Here is a 16,970-nt window from a genome sequence, read left to right as displayed (position 1 = left end):
GGCGCCGCTGCCGGCGGGCAGCGCGCCGGCAGCGGCGCCTTACGCCGGCGCGGTGCTGCTGGCCGAAGACAACGAACTCAACGTCTACATCGTGCGCGCGATGCTCGCCGGCCATGTCGGCCGGCTCGACGTCGCCGCCGACGGCCGCGAAGCGCTCGAACGCCTGGCCGCCGGGCACTACGACCTCGTCTTCATGGACGTGCAGATGCCGGGCATGGACGGCCTGGCCGCGACCCGCGAACTGCGCCGGCTCGAAGCCGAAGCCGGCGCGCCGCGCACGCCGGTGGTGGCGCTGACCGCCAACGCCTACGACGAGGACGTGCGCGACAGCCAGGCCGCCGGCTGCGACGCGCACCTGGCCAAGCCGGTGTCGCGCGCCGCGCTGCTCGACACGCTGCAGCGATACACCTCCAAGGCCTGAGGCGTTAAGCCGCGCTTCATCGGCGCGGCGCGCAATGGTGTCGCCGGCAGATGCCGGTGCCACTGCCGAGGATTCCCGATGCGCAAGACCCTGCTCGCCGCCCCGCTGCTGTTCGCCCTGTCCGGTGCCGTCTTCGCCGGCCCGACCTGCACCCAGCCCAAGGAGAAGTGGATCAAGGAAGCCGACTTCCGCAAGAACCTCGAGACCCAGGGCTACCAGATCAAGACCTTCAAGGTCACCAAGGGCCAGTGCTACGAGATCTACGGCACCGACAAGGCCGGCAAGAAGGTCGAGATCTACTTCGACCCGGTCACCGCCGCCGTGCTCGAGTCCAAGTGAGCGCCGCGCGCACGCCGGCTCCGGCCGTACCGACGACGGGCCTGGTCGTCTGGGACCGGTTCGTGCGCGTCTTCCACTGGTCGCTGGTCGCCTGCGTGCTGGTGAACTTCTTCGTCGTCGACGACGGCGAGACCCTGCACCAGGTGCTGGGCTACGTCGCCGCCGGGCTGGTCGGCGCGCGCATCGTCTGGGGCTTCGTCGGCAGCCGCCACGCGCGTTTCGCCAGCTTCTTCCCGACCCCGGCGCGCCTGATGCGGCATCTGGCCGAACTGCGGCGCGGGCACGCCGAGCCGCACGCCGGGCACAACCCGCTGGGCGCGCTGATGATGCTGGCGCTGATGGCGCTGGTGCTGGCGCTGGGCCTGACCGGCTGGCTGCAGGGCACCGACCGCTTCTGGGGCGAGGAGTGGCTGCAAGATCTGCACGAAGGCCTGGCGACAACGCTGGTCGCCCTCGCCGGCCTGCACGCCGCCGCCGCGATCGTGATGGGCCGCATCGAACGCACCCGGCTCGTGCGGGCGATGATCACCGGCGTCAAGACACGGTACTAGTGCCGCCGGCGGCTCTGAAGCTGCATCCGTCGCCTTGTTTTGATGCTTGACGCAAGATAACATGCTTGCGGTGTGCATCTTAAGGCGACGACCATGAGTTTCCCGACCCCGTGCGGCTGAGGCGGCGATGACCTACGTCGTCACCGAGTCCTGCATCCGCTGCAAGTACACCGACTGCGTCGACGTCTGCCCGACCGACGCCTTCCGCGAGGGCCCCAACTTCCTCGTGATCGACCCGGTGGACTGCATCGACTGCGCCGTCTGCGTGCCCGAGTGCCCGGTGCAGGCGATCTACGCCGACGACGACGTGCCCGGCGACCAGCAGGACTTCATCGCGCTGAACGCCGAACTGGCGCCGGCCTGGCCGACGATCAGCAAGACCCACAGGGCGCTGCCCGACGCCGAGGCCTGGGCGGCGGGAGCGAACTGGAACGACCGTGACGAAGATGCCCGACTCCCGCGTGATCCCGATCCGCCCCGTCGCCGCCGCCTCCGGTGCGCCGGAAGTCGTGTCGCTCTACCAGAAGCACCAGCCGATCTACGCGCGCTCGGTGACGGGCCGCTACGCGACCTGGCGCTGGATCTGCGTCTGGCTGACCCAGATCGTCTTCTACGGCCTGCCCTGGCTGCAGATCGGCGGCCGCCAGGCGGTGCTGTTCGACATCGAGGCCCGGCGCTTCTACCTGTACGAGCTGGTGCTGGTGCCGCAGGACCTGATCTACCTGGCGGCGCTGCTGGTGCTGTCGGCGCTGGCGCTGTTTTTCTTCACCGCGGTCGCCGGCCGGCTGTGGTGCGGCTACGCCTGCCCGCAGACGGTCTACACCGAGATGTTCATGTGGATCGAGCGCCGCTTCGAAGGCGACCGGCTGCAGCGCATGCGCCTGGACCAGGCGCCGTGGAGCGCCGCCAAGCTGGCGCGACGCGGCGGCAAGCAGGCGGGCTGGATCGTGCTCAGCCTGGTGACCGGGCTCACGTTCGTCGGCTGGTTCACGCCGATCCGCGAGCTGGTGCCGGCGCTGGCCAGCGCCGACATCGGTAGCGCCAGCGCCTTCTGGGCGCTGTTCTACGGCGCCTTCACCTACGGCAACGCCGGCCTGCTGCGCGAGCAGATGTGCAAGTACATCTGCCCCTACGCGCGTTTCCAGGGCGCGCTGATCGACCGCGACTCGCTCGTCATCGCCTACGACGCCAGCCGCGGCGAACCGCGCGGCGCACGCTCGAAGAAGGCCGATCCCCAGGCCGAGGGCCTGGGCTCGTGTGTCGACTGCACGCTGTGCGTGCAGGTCTGCCCGACCGGCATCGACATCCGCCACGGCCTGCAGAACGAATGCATCGGCTGTGCCGCCTGCATCGACGCCTGCGACGACGTGATGGACAAGATGGGTTACGCGCGCGGGCTGATCCGCTACTCGACCGAAAACGCGGTCGCCGGCGGCTGGAGCCGGGCGCAGACGCTGCGCCGCGTGCTGCGCCCGCGCGTGCTGGTCTACGGCGCGCTGCTGGGTGCGGCGACGCTGGCTTTCGGGCTCAGCCTGGCGCAGCGCAGCCCGTTCGAGTTCGACGTCATCAAGGACCGCAGCACGCTCGCGCGCCTGGTCGACGAGGGCGCGATCGAAAACGTCTACCGGCTGCAGGTCACCAACCGCAGCGAGATGCCGCAGCAGCTGCGCCTGCGCGCGCAGGGCCCGGCCGGGCTCGTGGTCGAGGCGCCGCCGATCACCGTCGGCCCGGCCGACGCGAGCAGCGTCGTCGTGCGCCTGCGGCTGCCGGCCGAGGCCGCCGCCGCACTCGCCGGGCGCTCGGTGCCGGTGAGCTTCGAACTCGAGCTGCCGGCCACCGCAGGCGGCAGCGCGGTCCGGCAGCACGAAAAGTCCACCTTCCTCGTGCCGCGCTGACGCGCCGCTTTCAGGCCAGCGCGCGCCCGATCAGGATGCGCTGCACGTCGCTCGTGCCTTCGTAGATCTGGCAGACGCGCACGTCGCGGTAGATGCGCTCGACCGGGAAGTCGCTGACGTAGCCGTAGCCGCCGAAGGTCTGGATCGCGGCGCTGCAGACACGTTCGGCCATCTCGCTGGCGAAGAGTTTGGCCATCGCCGCCTCCTTCAGGCAGGGCTGGCCCGCGTCCTTCAGCGTCGCGGCGTGATGCACCAGCTGGCGCGCGGCCTCGATCTGCGTCGCCGCGTCGGCCAGCCGGAACTGCACCGCCTGGTGTTCGAAGATCGGTTTGCCGAAGGCGACACGGTCCTTGGAATAGGCGATGGCCGCCTCCAGCGCCGCACGTGCCATGCCGACGCACTGCGAGGCGATGCCGATGCGCCCGCCTTCCAGCCCCGACAGCGCAACCTTCAGCCCTTCGCCTTCGGCCGCGATGCGGTTGGCCGCCGGCACGCGGCAGCCTTCGAAGACGATCTGCGCGGTGTCGCTGGCGTGCTGGCCCATCTTGTCTTCGAGCCGCGCGACGGTGTAGCCCGGCGTCGAGGTCGGCACGATGAAGGCGCTCATGCCCTTCTTGCCGGCCGCCTTGTCGGTGACGGCGACGACGATCGCGACGTCGCCGTTCTGGCCGCTGGTGATGAACTGCTTGACGCCGTCGAGCACGTAGTCGTCGCCGTCGCGCCGGGCCGTCGTGCGCAGCCCCGAGGCCTCGGAGCCGACGTGCGGCTCGGTCAGGCAGAAGGCGCCGAGCATCTCGCCGCGCGCCAGCGGGCGCAGCCACTGCTGCTGCTGCTCGGCGCTGCCCCAGGACAACAGGATGCTGCAGACGGGGCAGTTGTTGACGCTGACGATGGTGCTGGTGGCGCCGCAGCCGGCGGCGATCTCTTCCAGGATCACGGCCAGCGCCAGATAGTCCAGCCCGGCGCCGTCCAGTTCGGCCGGCACGGCGACGCCGTAACAGCCCAGTTCGGCCAGTCCGGCCAGCGCTTCGCGCGGGAAGGCGTGCGTGCGGTCCCACTCGGCCGCGTGCGGCGCGATGCGGTCCTGCACGTAGGCGCGCACCGCGTCCTGCACCGCGCGGTGGTCGTCGTCGAGAATCATCCGGGCTCCGGTTGCGCTTGAACGGCCGCCAGCCTACCGGGCGAGGCGGCGCGCCGCATCGGGGGTTTCAGGCGGCTCAGTCGATCAGGTAATACGCCGCCGTCGAACCCAGGTTCGATTTCGCCCGCGCCAGCTCGTCGCGGGCGATGACGCGGCAGTGCACCTCGTCCGGGCCGTCGAAGAAACGCATCGCGCGGCCCCAGGTGAACATCTGCGCCAGCGGCGTGTCGGGTGTCAGCCCCATCGCGCCGAAGACCTGGATCGCGCGGTCCAGCACGCGCTGGTGCAGCTGCGCGGCGACGAGCTTGATCGCCGAGACGTCGATGCGCGCCGCCTGGTTGCCGTGGCGGTCCATCTTGGCCGCGGCGCGCAGCACCAGCAGCCGCGCCTGGTCGACCTCGACACGTGAATAGGCGATCCAGTCCTGCACGTTGGCGAAGTCCGAGAGGTGGCGGCCGAAGGCGCGGCGCTCGAGCGCCCGCTCGCACATCATTTCGATCGCCAGCTCGCACTGGCCGATGGTGCGCATGCAGTGGTGCACCCGCCCCGGGCCCAGGCGCGCCTGGGCGAGCGCGAAGCCGCGGCCTTCTTCGCCCAGCAGGTTGGCGACCGGCACGCGCACGTCGCGGTAGACGATCTCGCAGTGGCCGTCGGGCGCCAGATGCGACAGCACCGCGACGTTGCGCACCACCTTCACGCCCGGTGTGTCCAGCGGCACGATGACCATCGAGTGGCGGTGGTGGCGGTCGGCGTCCGGGCGTTCGTCGCTGACGCCCATCACGATCGCGAAGCGGCAGTTCGGGTGCGCGGCGCCGGTGGAGAACCACTTGCGGCCGTTGATCACGTAGTCGCCGCCGTCGCGGCGGATCGTGGTCTCGATGTTGGTCGCGTCGGAGCTGGCGACGTCGGGTTCGGTCATCGAAAAACACGAGCGGATCTCGCCGGCCAGCAGCGGCTTGAGCCAGCGTTCGTGTTGCTCGTCGGTGGCGAACAGGTGCAGCAGCTCCATGTTGCCGGTGTCGGGCGCGTTGCAGTTGAAGACCTCGGGCGACCAGCCGATGCGGCCCATCAGCTCGGCCAGCGGCGCGTAATCGAGGTTGCTGAGCGCGGTGCCGGGCTCGTCGGCCTTGAGCCCGGGCAGGAACAGGTTCCACAGCCCGAGTTCACGCGCCCTCGCCTTCAGCGGCTCGACGACCTCGGTCGGGTAGCCGCCGGCGTCGGCGATGTGGTTCCACTCGCGGTTGCGCGGCAGCACCTCCTCGTCGAGGAAGCGGCGCAGCGTGCGCTGCATCTCCAGGTTCTCGGGGCTGTATTCGAAGTCCATCGTCTCTCTCGGTTGTGATCGGTTCTCAGCGCCAGGCGGCGAGCGCGTCGGCGAGCGTGGTCGCGCTCGGCGGCTCGGGCCGGCGCGGCGGCGTGCGCGAAAAACGCGGTGCCGGCGCCGGCTGCATCACGCCGCCTGCCGCCAGCCAGTTGCCACGTGCAGCGTTGTGCGGGTGCGTCGGCGCTTCGTCCCAGTCCAGCACCGGGGCGAAACAGGCGTCGCTGCCTTCGAGCAGCGCACACCACTCGGCGCGTGTGCGGGTGCGGAAGACCGCGGCGAGCCTGTCCTTCAGCTCGGGCCAGCGCCCGGCGTCGAGCTGGGCGTCGAAGGCCGGGGCCTGCAGGCCGATGCGGCGGCGCAGCTCGGCGTAGAACTGCGGCTCGATGGCACCGACGGCGACGTGTTTGCCGTCGGCACATTCGTAGCAGGCGTAGAAGTGCGCGCCGCCGTCGAGCAGGTTCTCGCCACGCGGCCGCGACCACAGCCCCTGCGCCTTCCAGCCGACCATGAAGGCCGACAGCAGCCCGGCGCCGTCGCACATCGCGGCGTCGACGACCTGGCCGCGGCCCGACGTGCGGGCCTCGTGCAGCGCCGCCAGCAGGCCGACGACGAGCAGCATCGCGCCGCCGCCGAAGTCGCCCAGGTAGTTGGCCGGCGGCACCGGTGGCCGGCCGGGCACGCCGATCGCGGCGAGTGCACCGCTGATCGCGATGTAGTCGATGTCGTGGCCGGCGGCCTGCGCCAGCGGGCCGTCCTGGCCCCAGCCGGTCATGCGGCCGTAGACCAGCGCCGGCTGCTGCGAGTGCACGACCGCCGGGCCCAGCCCCAGGCGCTCCATGACGCCAGGGCGGAAACCTTCGATCAGCAGGTCGGCCCGCGCCGCCAGCGCCAGCGCCGCGGCACTGGCCTCGGGCTCGCGCAGGTCCAGCGCCAGTGCGCGCCGGCTGCGGGTCGTGACGTCCCGCGCATCGGGCTCGACCTCCGGGCGCGTGATGCGCAACACGTCGGCGCCCAGGTCTGCCAGCAGCATCGCGGCGAACGGCGCCGGGCCCAGGCCGGCGAACTCGATGACCCGCAGCCCGGCGAGCGGCCCGCTCACTGGGGCACCCTCCGGCCTGTCGGCCGATCCCGCCAAGCGGGAATGAGCCCCGGACAAGTCCTGAGGGCTCACAGCCGCTCCACGATCGTGACGTTGGCCATGCCGCCGCCTTCGCACATCGCCTGCAGCCCGAACCGGCCGCCGCGGCGCCGCAGCGTGTGCACCAGCGTCGTCATCAGCTTGGTGCCGGAAGCGCCCAGCGGGTGCCCGAGCGCGATCGCGCCGCCGTTGACGTTGAGCCGCGCCGGGTCGGCGCCGGTGGCCTGCAGCCAGGCCAGCGCGACCGAGGCGAAGGCTTCGTTGACCTCGAAGCAGTCCACGTCGTCGAGTGCGAGACCGGCCTTGTGCAGCGCCGCCGCGGTGGCCGGGATCGGCGCCTCCAGCATCACCACCGGGTCGTGGCCGAAGACGTTCATCGAATGGATGCGTGCCAGCGGCGCCAGGCCCAGGCGCCGCAGCCCGCGCTCGTTGACGACGAGCACGCCGCTGGCGCCGTCGGCGATCTGGCTGGCGTTGGCCGCCGTCACGGTGCCGCCTTCGCGCAGCAGGCGCACGCCGGCGAAACCTTCGGGCGTGGCGTCGAAGCGGATGCCTTCGTCGATCGCGTGCGGCTCGGGCTCGGACGAGCCGTCGGCGCGGCGCACCGCCAGCGGCAGGATCTCGGCGGCGAAGGCACCGGAGCGTGTCGCCGCCGCGGCGCGGCGGTGGCTTTCGAGCGCGTAGGCGTCGAGCTGGTCCTTCGTCAGCCGGTACTTCGCCGCCAGCATCTCGGCGCCGGCGAACTGGCTGAACTCGACGCCGGGGTAACGCGCGGCGAGGCGCGGGCTGACGTAGTGGCCGAGGCCGGCCTGGCGCGGCAGTTCCATCGGCAGCCCCATCGGCACGCGCGACATGCTCTCGACACCGCCGGCGATGACGCAGTCCATCACCCCCGACATCACCGCCTGCGCGGCGAAATGCAGGGCCTGCTGCGACGAGCCGCACTGGCGGTCGACGCTGGTGCCGGGCACCGACTCGGGCAGGCGCGAGGCCAGCACCGCGTTGCGTGCGACGTTGGCCGCCTGCTCGCCGGCCTGGCCGACGCAGCCGAGGATGACGTCGTCGACCGCCGCCGGGTCGATCTCGCAGCGCTCGACCAGCGCATCGATGATCTCGGCCGCCAGGTCGACCGGATGCCAGCCGGCGAGCCTGCCGTTGCGGCGGCCGCAGGCGCTGCGCAAGGCGGCGACGATGAAGGCTTCGGCCATGGTCGGGCTCCCGGTTGAGGGCCGCGCGGGGCGGCTGCCGGCGATTCTGCGGGCGCCTGCCGGGGCCGGGCGTCGCCATGGTGACGCCGGGGGCGGCGGCTCCGGCATCCGGACGCGCTGGCGCGGCACAAGGCGGACAATGGCACCGTGCATCCTGTATTCGATCTGCCGGCGCTGCGGCGCCTTTGCGCCCTCGCCGGCTGCCTGCTGGCAGCCGGCGCCCAGGCTTCCCCCTGGCTGGACGGCGGCCGCCCCGGCCCGCTGGCCCAGCAGGCCGTGACGCTGCTGGCATCGGCGCCCGAACTCGGGCTCGTCGCCGAGGATTACCGCGCGACGATGCTGGGCCAGGAAGTGGCCGCTGCCGCGCACGGCCCGGCGCTGGACGCCACGGCCGCCGGCCGGCTCGAAGCCGCGCTCGACGCCGCCTTGCGCCGCCTGCTGATGGACCTGAACCAGGGCCGCATCGACCCGCGCACGCTCTACCCGACGATGGCGCTGCCGGCGCGCACGCCCTTCGACGCCCGCGCGGCGCTGGACGCCGGCATCGCCGCCGGCTCGCTGGGCGCGGCGGTACGTCTGGCCGAACCGGCGCTGCCGCAATACGCCGAGCTGCGCCAGGCCCTGCAGGGCTACCGCGCGCACGAACACGACCCGGCCTGGGCGGCGCCGCTGCCGCCGCTGCCGCTGTCAGGCAAGACGCGCAAGCTCGAGGCCGGTGCCGCCTGGAGCGGGCTGGCCGCGCTCAACCAGCGGCTGATGGCGCTCGGCGACCTGCCGGCCGCTAGCCCCGTGCCGCCGGTCTACACCGAGCCGCTGCTGGGCGGCGTGCGCCGCTTCCAGGAGCGCCACGGCGTCACGCCCGACGGTGTCATCGGCGCCGCCACCTTCGCGCGCCTGGAGATCAAGCCGGCAGCGCGTGCGGCCCAGCTCGCGCTGGCGCTGGAGCGGCTGCGCTGGACGCCGCTGCTCGAATCGCGGCGCATGATCGTCGTCAACATCCCCGAGTTCGTGCTGCGCGCCTACGAGGTGCAGGACGGCCGCATCGTCATCAGCCGGCGCATGCGTGTCGTCGTCGGCCAGGCGCTGGACAAACGCACGCCGCTGATCGACGCCGAGCTGCGTGCGATCGAGTTCAGCCCCTACTGGAACGTGCCGCCGTCGATCGTGCGCAGCGAGACCCTGCCCAAGCTGCGCCGCGACCCGGGCTATCTGGCGCGCGAAGGTTTCGAGTTCGTCGCCGGCGACGGCAGCGTGCACGGCAGCGTCTCGGCGCAGGCGCTGGACGAACTCGCCGCCGGGCGCTGGCGCATCCGCCAGAAACCGGGGCCACGCAACGCGCTCGGCGACATCAAGTTCGTGTTCCCGAACGCCGAGCAGATCTACCTGCACCACACGCCGTCGACCGGGCTGTTCGCGCGCGACCGGCGCGACTTCAGCCACGGCTGCGTGCGCCTGGAAGACCCGCTGGCGCTGGCGCTGTTCGTGCTGCAGGACACGCCCGACTGGCCCGAGGCCCGCATCCGCGAGGCCATGGCCGCCGGCGAGTCCAAGACGCTGCGCCTGGCCGAGCCGGTGCGTGTGCTCATCGCCTACGGCACCGCCCTCGTCAAGGACGGCCGCGTGTTTTTCTTCGACGATGTCTACCGTCAGGACCCGCGGCTCGAAGCCGCGCTGCGCCAGCGCGCAGCGGCCGTGTCGCGCCCCGACTGAAGAAAGGGATAGCGATGCGTTCTGCCGATCGCCGCCATTTCCTGCGCCACGGCGCCAGGCTCGCCGTCGGCGTGCTGCCGGTGGCCGCAGCCACGCGCCCGGCGCTGGCCGCGCTGCCGGGGCCGCGTGCGCTGGCGCTGCACCACACGCACACCGGCGAGGCGCTGGATCTGGTCTATGCCGTCGACACGCAGTTCGTGCCGGCGGCGCTGGGCACGCTCAACCAGTTCCTGCGCGACCACTACACCGGCAGCGTCGGTGTCATCGACCCGCAACTCTTCGAGCTGCTGCACCGCGTGCGCAGCCTGCTCGGCACCGAGAGCGCCGCCTACGAGGTGATCTCGGGCTACCGCTGCCCCGAGACCAACGACCGGCTGCGCGGCACCCGCGGCGGCGGTGTCGCGCGCCACAGCCTGCACATGGAAGGCCGCGCGATCGACGTGCGCCTGCCCGGCGTGCCGCTGAAGGAGTTGCGCGACGCGGCGCTGGCGCTGAAAGCTGGCGGCGTCGGCTATTACGAAGCCGAACGTTTCGTTCACGTCGACACCGGGCGCGTGCGCAGCTGGTGAAACGAAGACGCCCGGCCGGGGCCGGGCGTCGTCTTCGGGCGAAAGCCGCCTCAGGCCGCCGTCGGGAAACCCTTGCTCGCCCAGCGCTGCCCGTCCTTGCCGATCAGCAGCGCGTCCACGCCGTCCAGGCGTTCGGCCAGCGCCAGCGACCGTTCGGCGCCCAGCACCATGAACGCGGTCGACAGGCCGTCGGCCTGCAGCCCCGTGGGCGCCAGCACCGTGACGCTGGCCAGTTGTGTCGGCGAGTCGCCGACGGCCGGGTCGAAGATGTGGTGGTGGCGGAAGTCGGCGCTGAAGACGGTCTCGTAGTCGCCCGAGGTCGACAGCGCGCGGCCGTCCATCACGATGCGCGCGGCCACGGCCTCGGCGTCGCGCGGGTCGCGCACGCCCAGCAGCCAGGGCCGGCCCTCTTCCTTGGCGCCTATGGTGGCGAACTCGCCGGTGTCCAGCAGCGCGTGTTCGATGCCGTGCCGGCGCAGCGCGGCGCTGGCCAGGTCGGCGGCATAACCCTGGGCCAGGCCGTTGGCGGTGACGCCCATGCCCTGGGCCAGGGTCACACGCTCGGGCGTGACCTGCAGCCGCTGCCAGCCGACACGTGCGCGTGCCGCGACGATGGTCGCGGCGTCGGGCAGCCGGCCCTGTTCGTGCGCACCTTCGAAGGCGTTCCACAGCGGCTGCACCGTCAGGTCGAAGGCGCCGCCGGTCAGGCGTGCCAGGTCCTGGCCGGACTGCAGCACGGCGACGACGCGTGCATCGGGCGCGTCGAGCACGCCGTCGCGGTTCAGGCGCACGAGCTGGCTGCCGTCCTGGTGCAGGCTCATCAGCGCATCGACGGCGCGGACCTCGGCGAGCGCGTCGGCGATCGCGCTGCGCGCGGTCTTCTCGTCGGGGTGCAGCACGGTCAGCACGACCGTGGTGCCGAAGGCCTTGGCCCTGCCTTCGTGGCGCGGCAGCATCGCCACGGCCGCGGGCGTGCCGGCTTCGCGGCCCAGCCAGGCCAGGCCGCCGAGGGCGCCCAGGCCCAGCGTCGCGGAGATCAGGGTGCGTCGCTTCATCTGCATCGTGTTTCCTTCGTTCCTGGCCGCGTCAGTACAGGGCTTCGTGCCAGCGGCCGCCGGCGACAAAGGCCTGGCGCAGCACCGCCCAGCGCCCGGGGGCCCCGGTGATGCGCGCCAGCGCGACCTCGGTGCTTTCCTTCAGCGCCTCGGGGCCGGCGAGGTAGAGGTGGGTGCGCGGGTCCTCGATCAGGCCGCGCAGTTCGTTCGCGTGTTCCTCGACCGTGCGCCCCAGCGCCGAAAACGCGCTCATCTGCGGCCGCGGGCTCACCGCCTGGAAGGCCTTGAAGCTGGCCTCGTCGTAGTAGAGCGCGAGGTCGGCGTTCTGCTCGTTCATGTAGAGCATCTCCAGCCCCGAGCGTGCGCCGTAGAACAGGCGCACCGGGGCGTCCCAGCCGCCCAGCGTCTCGTAGATGCGCTGCGCCAGGCCGCGGAACGGCGCGATGCCGGTGCCCATGCCGATCATCAGCATCGGCGAATGGCGGTCGGCCGGCACCGGGAACGGGTGCCCGACCGGGCCGCTGAACTCGATGCGCCCGCCCGGCGCCAGGTCGCACAGGAAGTTGGACGCCGGGCCCGGGTGGCGCTCGCCGTTGAAGTCGTCGATCTCGTGGCAGCGCCGCACCAGCAGTTCGAACACCGTGCGCTGCGGGTCGCTCGTGTCCAGGCCGGCGAGCGAGTACAGGCGCTCGTGCCAGGCCTGGCCGTAACGCCCCGGCACGCGCACACGCAGGCACTGGCCGATGCGGGTGTCGAAGGCGGGGTCGTCGGTCTCGAAGACGAGGTGGCGCAGGTCCTCGGCCGATTCGGCCGGCGTGATGCGCGCGCTGGAGACGAGCGTGGCGCTCATCTGGACGGCAACGGGTACTGCAGTCAGGCTCATGTCGGTGCTCGGGGAGTTCAAAGCGGGCGTGGCGGCGTGACGCGGGCTTCGGCCGGCTGCTCGCAGGGCTGGCCGCAATGGCCACAGCCGCCAGCACAGCCGACCTCGCGATAAGGCCCGGTCTCGGGGTGGCGCTCGGCGTAGCCGCGCGTGACGCGCTGCACCGCGACCCAGCCGACGAGCAGGGCCGCGATCGCGCCGAAGGCGACGAGGTAGTTCAGCATCCTCAGCCGCCTAGACCGGCGAAGCCCATGAAGGCCAGCGACAGCACGCCGGCGAGCATCAGCGTCAGCGCCGAGCCGCGTGCGATCTCGGGCACTTCGACGAGCTGCAGGCGTTCACGCAGCCCGGCCATCAGCACCAGCGCGAGCGTGAAGCCGGCGCCACCGCCGACGGCAAAGGCCAGCGACTGCCACAGGCTGTACTCGCGTGCGGTCTGGATCAGCGCGACGCCGAGCACGGCGCAGTTGGTCGTGATCAGCGGCAGGTAGATGCCGAGCGCGCGGAACAGCGTCGGGCTGTGCTTCTTCAGCACCATCTCGACCAGCTGCACCGCCGAGGCGATGACGACGATGTAGGAGATCAGGCGCAGGAACTCCAGGCCGAGCAGGCCCAGCAGCCAGTTCAGGCCGAAGGCGAACAGCGAGGCCACGGCCATCACGAAGGTGGTCGCCACGCCCATCGGCAGCGCGGTGTCGAGCTTGCCCGAGACGCCCAGGAAGGGGCACAGGCCGAGGAACATCGCGAGCACGAAGTTGTTCGCGAGGACCGAGCCGACGAAGATCTGGAAGACGGTGTCGTGTGCCATGTCAGCCTCGCGACGGGACGGCGGTGGTGCTGGCGCCGGCGGCCAGGCGGCGCTTGCGCTTTTCCCACCAGGCGAAGACCAGCAGCCAGCTGCCGAGCACGAAGAAGCCACCGGGCGGCAGCACCATCACGACCCAGGGCTGGAAGTGCGGGCCGAACAGCGAGATGCCGAACAGCGTGCCGGCGCCCAGGATCTCGCGCACCACGCCCAGCGACAGCAGGCCGATCGTGAAGCCCGCGCCCATGCCGGCGGCGTTGAGCATCGCCGGGATCGGCGGATTCTTCGACGCGTGCGCCTCGGCACGGCCGAGGATGATGCAGTTGACGACGATGAGCTGGATGAAGGCGCCGAGCGCGTCGTAGAGCTTCAGGCTCACCGCCTGGATCGCGTAGTCGATCACCGTGACGAATGTGGCGATGATGACGATGTAGGTCGCGATGCGCACTTCCTTGGGCACGATGCGGCGCAGCAGCGAGACCAGCGCGCAAGACGCGATCAGCACCAGCGCGGTGGCGACGCCCATCGACAGCGCGTTGACCGCCGACACCGTGACCGCCAGCGTCGGGCACATGCCCAGCATCATCACGAAGGTCGGGTTCTGGCGCCACAGGCCTTCGGTCAGCTGCTCCCAGGCGCCGTTCAGGCCGGCGGACGAGCCGTCGCCGCCGTGGGCGTGGTGTGAACTCATGAGGCTTTTCCGATCTGTTCGAGCTTCGGGACCAGGCGCGGCAGCAGCGCCTGCGCGGCGGCGTCGATGCCGCGGCCGACGGCGCGCGAGGTGACGGTGGCGCCGGAGATCGCGTCGATCTGCCAGGCTTCGGTCTTGCTGCCGTGCTTGACGGTCTTCACGGCGTTGGCCAGCGCCTTCATGTCGGCGCCGAGCCGGACATCCAGCGCCTCGAAGTTCTTCAGGAAGCCGGCGTCGACGAGGATCTTGTCGCCGATGCCCGGCGTCTCGCGCATGCTGACGACGGCGATGCCGACGATGCACTGGCACTGCGGCTTGTAGCCGAACATCACGCGCACGGTGTCGGCGTAACCCTTGGCCGCGCCTTCGGCGGCGATGCCCATCAGCGCGCCCTGGGCGTCGTAGGCGGCCTGGAAGGGCAAGGCGCCGGCGGGGGCGCCGTCGGCGTTGCCGGCGACGACCTGGCCGTCGGGCAGCGCGAGCCAGGACACCGTCTTCTGCGCCCCCGGCAGCACCTTGGTGACGGCGCGCTCGAGCGCGATGCGGCGGTTCTCCTTCACCGCCGACAGGCTGCCTTCGTAGGCGGTGACGATCAGCAGGCCGCAGATCGCGGCGACAAGGCCCAGCGTCACGAGCATCGCCCGCGTGGGCGTGGGCGCTGGCGGCGGCAGGGCCGCGGGGGACTGGGGCGCGTTCATTGGCGGGGCTTGTTCGTCGGCATGTGCTTCTTCGGCGTCACCGCGCCCGCCTCTTCGCGCGAGATGTACTCGGGGTGCAGCGCGTAGCTGGCGCCGCGGCGCGGGCGCAGCAGGCCGCTCTTGCCGAAGGGCCGCGGCTGGGTGAAACGTTCGATCAGCGGCGACGCGGCGTTGCCGATCAGGATCGCGTACATCACGCCTTCGGGCAGGCCGCCGTAGTAGCGGATGACCACCGTCAGCACGCCGATCAGGCCGCCGTAGACCCACATGCCGCGCGGCGTTACCGGCGAGGTCGCCATGTCGGTGGCCATGTAGACCGCGCCCAGCATCAGCCCGCCCGAGAACAGCATGAAGAACGGGTCCGGGAAGTGCTGCGGGTTCCAGGTGTAGAGCGCGAACGCGGTCAGCCCGGCGCTGCCGAGGATGGCCGCCGGAATGCGCCAGTCGAGGAAACGCCGCACCGCCAGGTAGGCGCCGCAGAGCAGGATCAGCAGCGGCGACGGCCCCACCGCCATGTGCCCGGACAGCGAGGACAGCAGCTGCAGCGGGTCGGCGGTGACACCTTCGAACTTCCACTTCGCCAGCGGCGTGGCGCCGGTGACGCCGTCCAGGTGCAGGCTCTGCAGCCAGGAGGCGGTGTCGGCCGGCATCATCAGCGGCCAGGCGAGCGTGGCCGGCACGAAGGTCCAGAACCGATCCGGCAGGAAGGACGGCGTGTAGGTCGCGATCGCCACCGGGAACGCCGCCTGCACGAAGGCGCGGCCGACCAGCGCCGGGTTGAAGACGTTGAAGCCGATGCCGCCGAACAGCGCCTTGCCGAGCGCGATCGCGACGATGCCGGCGACCGCCCCCATCCACAGCGGGAAGGCCGGCGGCAGCGACAGCGCCAGCAGGATGCCGGTGATCACGGCCGACCAGTCGGCGAGCGTGCCCGACTGGGTGCCGGTCTTGACGAAGAACCGTTCGGTCGCCAGGCAGGCGGCGGTGACGACGACCAGCGAGGCCAGCGCCGAAACGCCGAACTGGTAGACGAAGAAGGCGCACACCGGCAGCAGCGAGCCGACGACGTTGCGCATGATCTGCTCGACGCTGCGCGGCGCCTTGATGTGCGGCGCGCTGCGGATCTCGATCGTGGTGCTCATCGCCGGGGCCTCAGGAACGGGTGGCCGCGGGTGCGGCGGGGGCGGCGGCGGCGCGTTCGCGCAGCACCTGCTTGGCGACGCGGAACTGCTGCACGAGCGGGATGTTGGACGGGCAGACGTAGGTGCAGCAGCCGCACTCGAAACACTCGCCCAGGTGGTAGTGCGCACCCATCTCGTCGTACTGGCGCTTGGTCGCCAACATGCCCAGCGCCGAAGGATTGAGCCCCATCGGGCAGCTCTCGACGCACTGGCCGCACTTGATGCACGGGTAGGTGCGGCGGTCGTCGCGGTCGGCCATGTCCTCGCGCCGGAAGACGAGCACGCCCGAGACGCCCTTGGTCACCGGTGTGTCCAGCGCCGCGACCGACTGGCCCATCATCGGCCCGCCCAGCACCAGCTGGCAGGCGCTGGTGGCGTCGCGCGGCGCACCGGCGAAGTCGAGCACGAAGGAGATCGGCGTGCCCAGCGGCACGCGGTAGTCGCCCGGACGCACGACGCCGGGGCCGGCGATCGTGACGACGCGTTCGGTCAGCCCCTGGCCGGCCGGCAGCAGCTTGCCGATCGCGGCCATCGTGCCGACGTTGTTCATCACCATGCCCAGTGAAACCGGCAGCTGCCCGGACGGGATCTCGACCCCGAACAGCGACATGATCAGCATCTTTTCCGAGCCCTGCGGGTACTTGGTCGGCACCGCCTCGGCGAAGACGTTCTCGAGCCCGGAGGCCTCGATCGCGGCGCGCACCGCGGCCACCGCGTCGGGTTTGTTGTCCTCGATGCCGACGATGCAGCGCACCGCGCCGGTGGCGCGCATCGCCAGCGCGATGCCGCGCACCAGCGCCGGCGCCTCCTCCAGCATCGTGCGGTGGTCGCAGGTGAGGTATGGCTCGCACTCGCAGCCGTTGATCACCAGCGTGTGCACCTGGGCCTTGGCCGGCACCTTGAGCTTGGCGTGCGTCGGGAACGCGGCGCCGCCCAGGCCGACCAGGCCGGCGTCCCACACCGCCTGCAGGATGTCGTCGGCGCTCATCGTGTCGACGTCGCGCGCCATGCCCCACAAGTCCTGCTGCGTCGCCGCGGCGTGCGGGCGGATGACGATGGACGGCGTCCACGGCCCGCGCGCGCTGGGCCGCAGTTCGATCGCGCGCACGACGCCGGTGGCCGGCGCGTGATGCGGCACCGACAGCCAGCCGTCGGCCTTGGCGATCGGCTCGCCGCGCACGACCTCCTGGCCGACACGCACCAGGGCCTGCGCCGGCTTGCCGATGTGCTGGGCCAGCGGCACGACGAGCTCGTCGGCCCAGGGCAGGCGCCGGATCGGCGTCGCCGCCGTGTACTTGTGCTCCGGCGGGTGGATGCCGCGCGCGAAGGTCTCGCCGCGCAGGAAGTTCAGCAGCTTCATC

At 71.7% G+C, this 16,970-nt stretch carries 18 protein-coding genes and 1 pseudogene; 7 read left to right on the top strand and 12 right to left on the bottom strand.

All coding sequences use genetic code 11. From position 1 onward, the window contains the following. From CKO43_RS15545 to ccoG, 5 genes and pseudogenes are all read left to right on the top strand, one after another. On the top strand, positions 1 to 421 hold a 421-nt coding region (locus CKO43_RS15545), incomplete at its 5' end, for a response regulator (protein ID WP_200379176.1). A 78-nt stretch (positions 422 to 499) separates the two neighbouring features. After that, the gene (locus tag CKO43_RS15540) at positions 500 to 760 is read left to right on the top strand and encodes a PepSY domain-containing protein (RefSeq protein WP_200231624.1); all 261 of its coding nucleotides are present in this window, start codon (positions 500 to 502) and stop codon (positions 758 to 760) included. Beyond that, a complete protein-coding gene (locus CKO43_RS15535; RefSeq protein WP_346728267.1) occupies positions 757 to 1,311 on the top strand; it encodes a cytochrome b/b6 domain-containing protein in 555 nt (184 codons plus the stop codon). Before CKO43_RS15540 ends, CKO43_RS15535 begins: the two co-directional genes overlap by 4 nt. Positions 1,312 to 1,438: 127 nt before the next feature. Continuing rightward, positions 1,439 to 1,723 (top strand): annotated as a pseudogene (gene fdxA, locus CKO43_RS15530) (ferredoxin FdxA); the annotation flags it as partial. Positions 1,724 to 1,757: 34 nt separating this feature from the next. Next, positions 1,758 to 3,206, top strand: a complete 1,449-nt coding sequence (gene ccoG, locus CKO43_RS15525) for a cytochrome c oxidase accessory protein CcoG (RefSeq protein ID WP_200379178.1) — start codon at positions 1,758 to 1,760, stop codon at positions 3,204 to 3,206. Between the two features lie 10 nt (positions 3,207 to 3,216). Here the strand turns inward: ccoG and CKO43_RS15520 are convergent, their stop codons facing one another. The 4 genes from CKO43_RS15520 to CKO43_RS15505 all read right to left on the bottom strand — a co-directional run bounded on the left by CKO43_RS15520 (position 3,217) and on the right by CKO43_RS15505 (position 8,017). Beyond that, a complete protein-coding gene (locus tag CKO43_RS15520; protein ID WP_200379175.1) occupies positions 3,217 to 4,347 on the bottom strand; it encodes an acyl-CoA dehydrogenase family protein in 1,131 nt (376 codons plus the stop codon). A 76-nt stretch (positions 4,348 to 4,423) separates the two neighbouring features. Next, positions 4,424 to 5,671 carry an acyl-CoA dehydrogenase family protein gene (locus CKO43_RS15515; RefSeq protein ID WP_200379174.1) on the bottom strand — a complete coding sequence of 416 codons (1,248 nt, stop codon included), beginning with the start codon at positions 5,669 to 5,671 and terminating at the stop codon, positions 4,424 to 4,426. A gap of 25 nt (positions 5,672 to 5,696) precedes the next feature. Continuing rightward, positions 5,697 to 6,770 (bottom strand): CoA transferase, encoded by a 1,074-nt coding sequence (locus CKO43_RS15510; RefSeq protein WP_200379173.1) that lies wholly within the window; start codon positions 6,768 to 6,770, stop codon positions 5,697 to 5,699. Positions 6,771 to 6,838: 68 nt separating this feature from the next. After that, positions 6,839 to 8,017 (bottom strand): acetyl-CoA C-acetyltransferase, encoded by a 1,179-nt coding sequence (locus CKO43_RS15505; RefSeq protein WP_200379172.1) that lies wholly within the window; start codon positions 8,015 to 8,017, stop codon positions 6,839 to 6,841. 147 nt (positions 8,018 to 8,164) lie between these two features. Between CKO43_RS15505 and CKO43_RS15500 the strand changes: the two genes are divergently transcribed. Both CKO43_RS15500 and CKO43_RS15495 read left to right on the top strand, forming a co-directional pair. Then, complete coding sequence (locus CKO43_RS15500) at positions 8,165 to 9,727, top strand: L,D-transpeptidase family protein (protein WP_346728266.1); 1,563 nt, start codon at positions 8,165 to 8,167, stop codon at positions 9,725 to 9,727. A 14-nt stretch (positions 9,728 to 9,741) separates the two neighbouring features. After that, positions 9,742 to 10,296 (top strand): YcbK family protein, encoded by a 555-nt coding sequence (locus CKO43_RS15495; protein WP_200228147.1) that lies wholly within the window; start codon positions 9,742 to 9,744, stop codon positions 10,294 to 10,296. A gap of 50 nt (positions 10,297 to 10,346) precedes the next feature. On the opposite strand, the gene CKO43_RS15490 is transcribed toward CKO43_RS15495, so the two are convergent. Genes CKO43_RS15490 through rsxC form a run of 8 tightly spaced genes read right to left on the bottom strand, consistent with a single transcriptional unit; the run spans position 10,347 to position 16,969 of the window. Continuing rightward, positions 10,347 to 11,351 carry an FAD:protein FMN transferase gene (locus tag CKO43_RS15490; RefSeq protein ID WP_346728265.1) on the bottom strand — a complete coding sequence of 335 codons (1,005 nt, stop codon included), beginning with the start codon at positions 11,349 to 11,351 and terminating at the stop codon, positions 10,347 to 10,349. Positions 11,352 to 11,382: 31 nt separating this feature from the next. Next, on the bottom strand, positions 11,383 to 12,234 hold the full coding sequence (locus CKO43_RS15485) for an FAD-binding oxidoreductase (RefSeq protein ID WP_200228149.1): 852 nt from the start codon (positions 12,232 to 12,234) through the stop codon (positions 11,383 to 11,385). Between the two features lie 17 nt (positions 12,235 to 12,251). Continuing rightward, positions 12,252 to 12,458 (bottom strand): hypothetical protein, encoded by a 207-nt coding sequence (locus CKO43_RS15480; protein WP_200228150.1) that lies wholly within the window; start codon positions 12,456 to 12,458, stop codon positions 12,252 to 12,254. 2 nt (positions 12,459 to 12,460) lie between these two features. Then, entirely contained in the window at positions 12,461 to 13,042 is a 582-nt protein-coding gene (locus CKO43_RS15475; RefSeq protein ID WP_200228151.1) for an electron transport complex protein RnfA, read from the bottom strand. Between the two features lies 1 nt (position 13,043). Continuing rightward, positions 13,044 to 13,730 (bottom strand): electron transport complex subunit RsxE, encoded by a 687-nt coding sequence (rsxE, locus tag CKO43_RS15470; protein WP_200228152.1) that lies wholly within the window; start codon positions 13,728 to 13,730, stop codon positions 13,044 to 13,046. After that, a complete protein-coding gene (locus tag CKO43_RS15465) occupies positions 13,727 to 14,428 on the bottom strand; it encodes an FMN-binding protein (protein WP_242477903.1) in 702 nt (233 codons plus the stop codon). Before CKO43_RS15465 ends, rsxE begins: the two co-directional genes overlap by 4 nt. Next, complete coding sequence (locus CKO43_RS15460) at positions 14,425 to 15,570, bottom strand: RnfABCDGE type electron transport complex subunit D (protein WP_200379170.1); 1,146 nt, start codon at positions 15,568 to 15,570, stop codon at positions 14,425 to 14,427. The genes CKO43_RS15465 and CKO43_RS15460 overlap by 4 nt, the downstream gene beginning before the upstream one ends. A gap of 10 nt (positions 15,571 to 15,580) precedes the next feature. Next, positions 15,581 to 16,969, bottom strand: a complete 1,389-nt coding sequence (gene rsxC, locus CKO43_RS15455) for an electron transport complex subunit RsxC (protein WP_200228154.1) — start codon at positions 16,967 to 16,969, stop codon at positions 15,581 to 15,583. Position 16,970: the final 1 nt, after the last annotated feature.

Source organism: Rubrivivax gelatinosus (assembly GCF_016583785.1).
Taxonomy (GTDB): domain Bacteria; phylum Pseudomonadota; class Gammaproteobacteria; order Burkholderiales; family Burkholderiaceae_C; genus Rubrivivax; species Rubrivivax gelatinosus_B.
This window is presented reverse-complemented; position numbering and strand designations above follow the sequence as displayed.

Bases quoted from the DNA above. Each gene is read 5' to 3' on its own strand.
- CKO43_RS15540 (WP_200231624.1), top strand. From the start codon at position 500: ATGCGCAAGACCCTGCTCGCCGCCCCGCTGCTGTTCGCCCTGTCCGGT.
- ccoG (WP_200379178.1), top strand. From the start codon at position 1,758: ATGCCCGACTCCCGCGTGATCCCGATCCGCCCCGTCGCCGCCGCCTCC.
- CKO43_RS15520 (WP_200379175.1), bottom strand. From the start codon at position 4,347: ATGATTCTCGACGACGACCACCGCGCGGTGCAGGACGCGGTGCGCGCC.
- CKO43_RS15515 (WP_200379174.1), bottom strand. From the start codon at position 5,671: ATGGACTTCGAATACAGCCCCGAGAACCTGGAGATGCAGCGCACGCTG.
- CKO43_RS15505 (WP_200379172.1), bottom strand. From the start codon at position 8,017: ATGGCCGAAGCCTTCATCGTCGCCGCCTTGCGCAGCGCCTGCGGCCGC.
- CKO43_RS15495 (WP_200228147.1), top strand. From the start codon at position 9,742: ATGCGTTCTGCCGATCGCCGCCATTTCCTGCGCCACGGCGCCAGGCTC.
- CKO43_RS15490 (WP_346728265.1), bottom strand. From the start codon at position 11,351: ATGAAGCGACGCACCCTGATCTCCGCGACGCTGGGCCTGGGCGCCCTC.
- CKO43_RS15485 (WP_200228149.1), bottom strand. From the start codon at position 12,234: ATGAGCCTGACTGCAGTACCCGTTGCCGTCCAGATGAGCGCCACGCTC.
- CKO43_RS15480 (WP_200228150.1), bottom strand. From the start codon at position 12,458: ATGCTGAACTACCTCGTCGCCTTCGGCGCGATCGCGGCCCTGCTCGTC.
- CKO43_RS15475 (WP_200228151.1), bottom strand. From the start codon at position 13,042: ATGGCACACGACACCGTCTTCCAGATCTTCGTCGGCTCGGTCCTCGCG.
- rsxE (WP_200228152.1), bottom strand. From the start codon at position 13,730: ATGAGTTCACACCACGCCCACGGCGGCGACGGCTCGTCCGCCGGCCTG.
- CKO43_RS15465 (WP_242477903.1), bottom strand. From the start codon at position 14,428: ATGAACGCGCCCCAGTCCCCCGCGGCCCTGCCGCCGCCAGCGCCCACG.
- CKO43_RS15460 (WP_200379170.1), bottom strand. From the start codon at position 15,570: ATGAGCACCACGATCGAGATCCGCAGCGCGCCGCACATCAAGGCGCCG.
- rsxC (WP_200228154.1), bottom strand. From the start codon at position 16,969: ATGAAGCTGCTGAACTTCCTGCGCGGCGAGACCTTCGCGCGCGGCATC.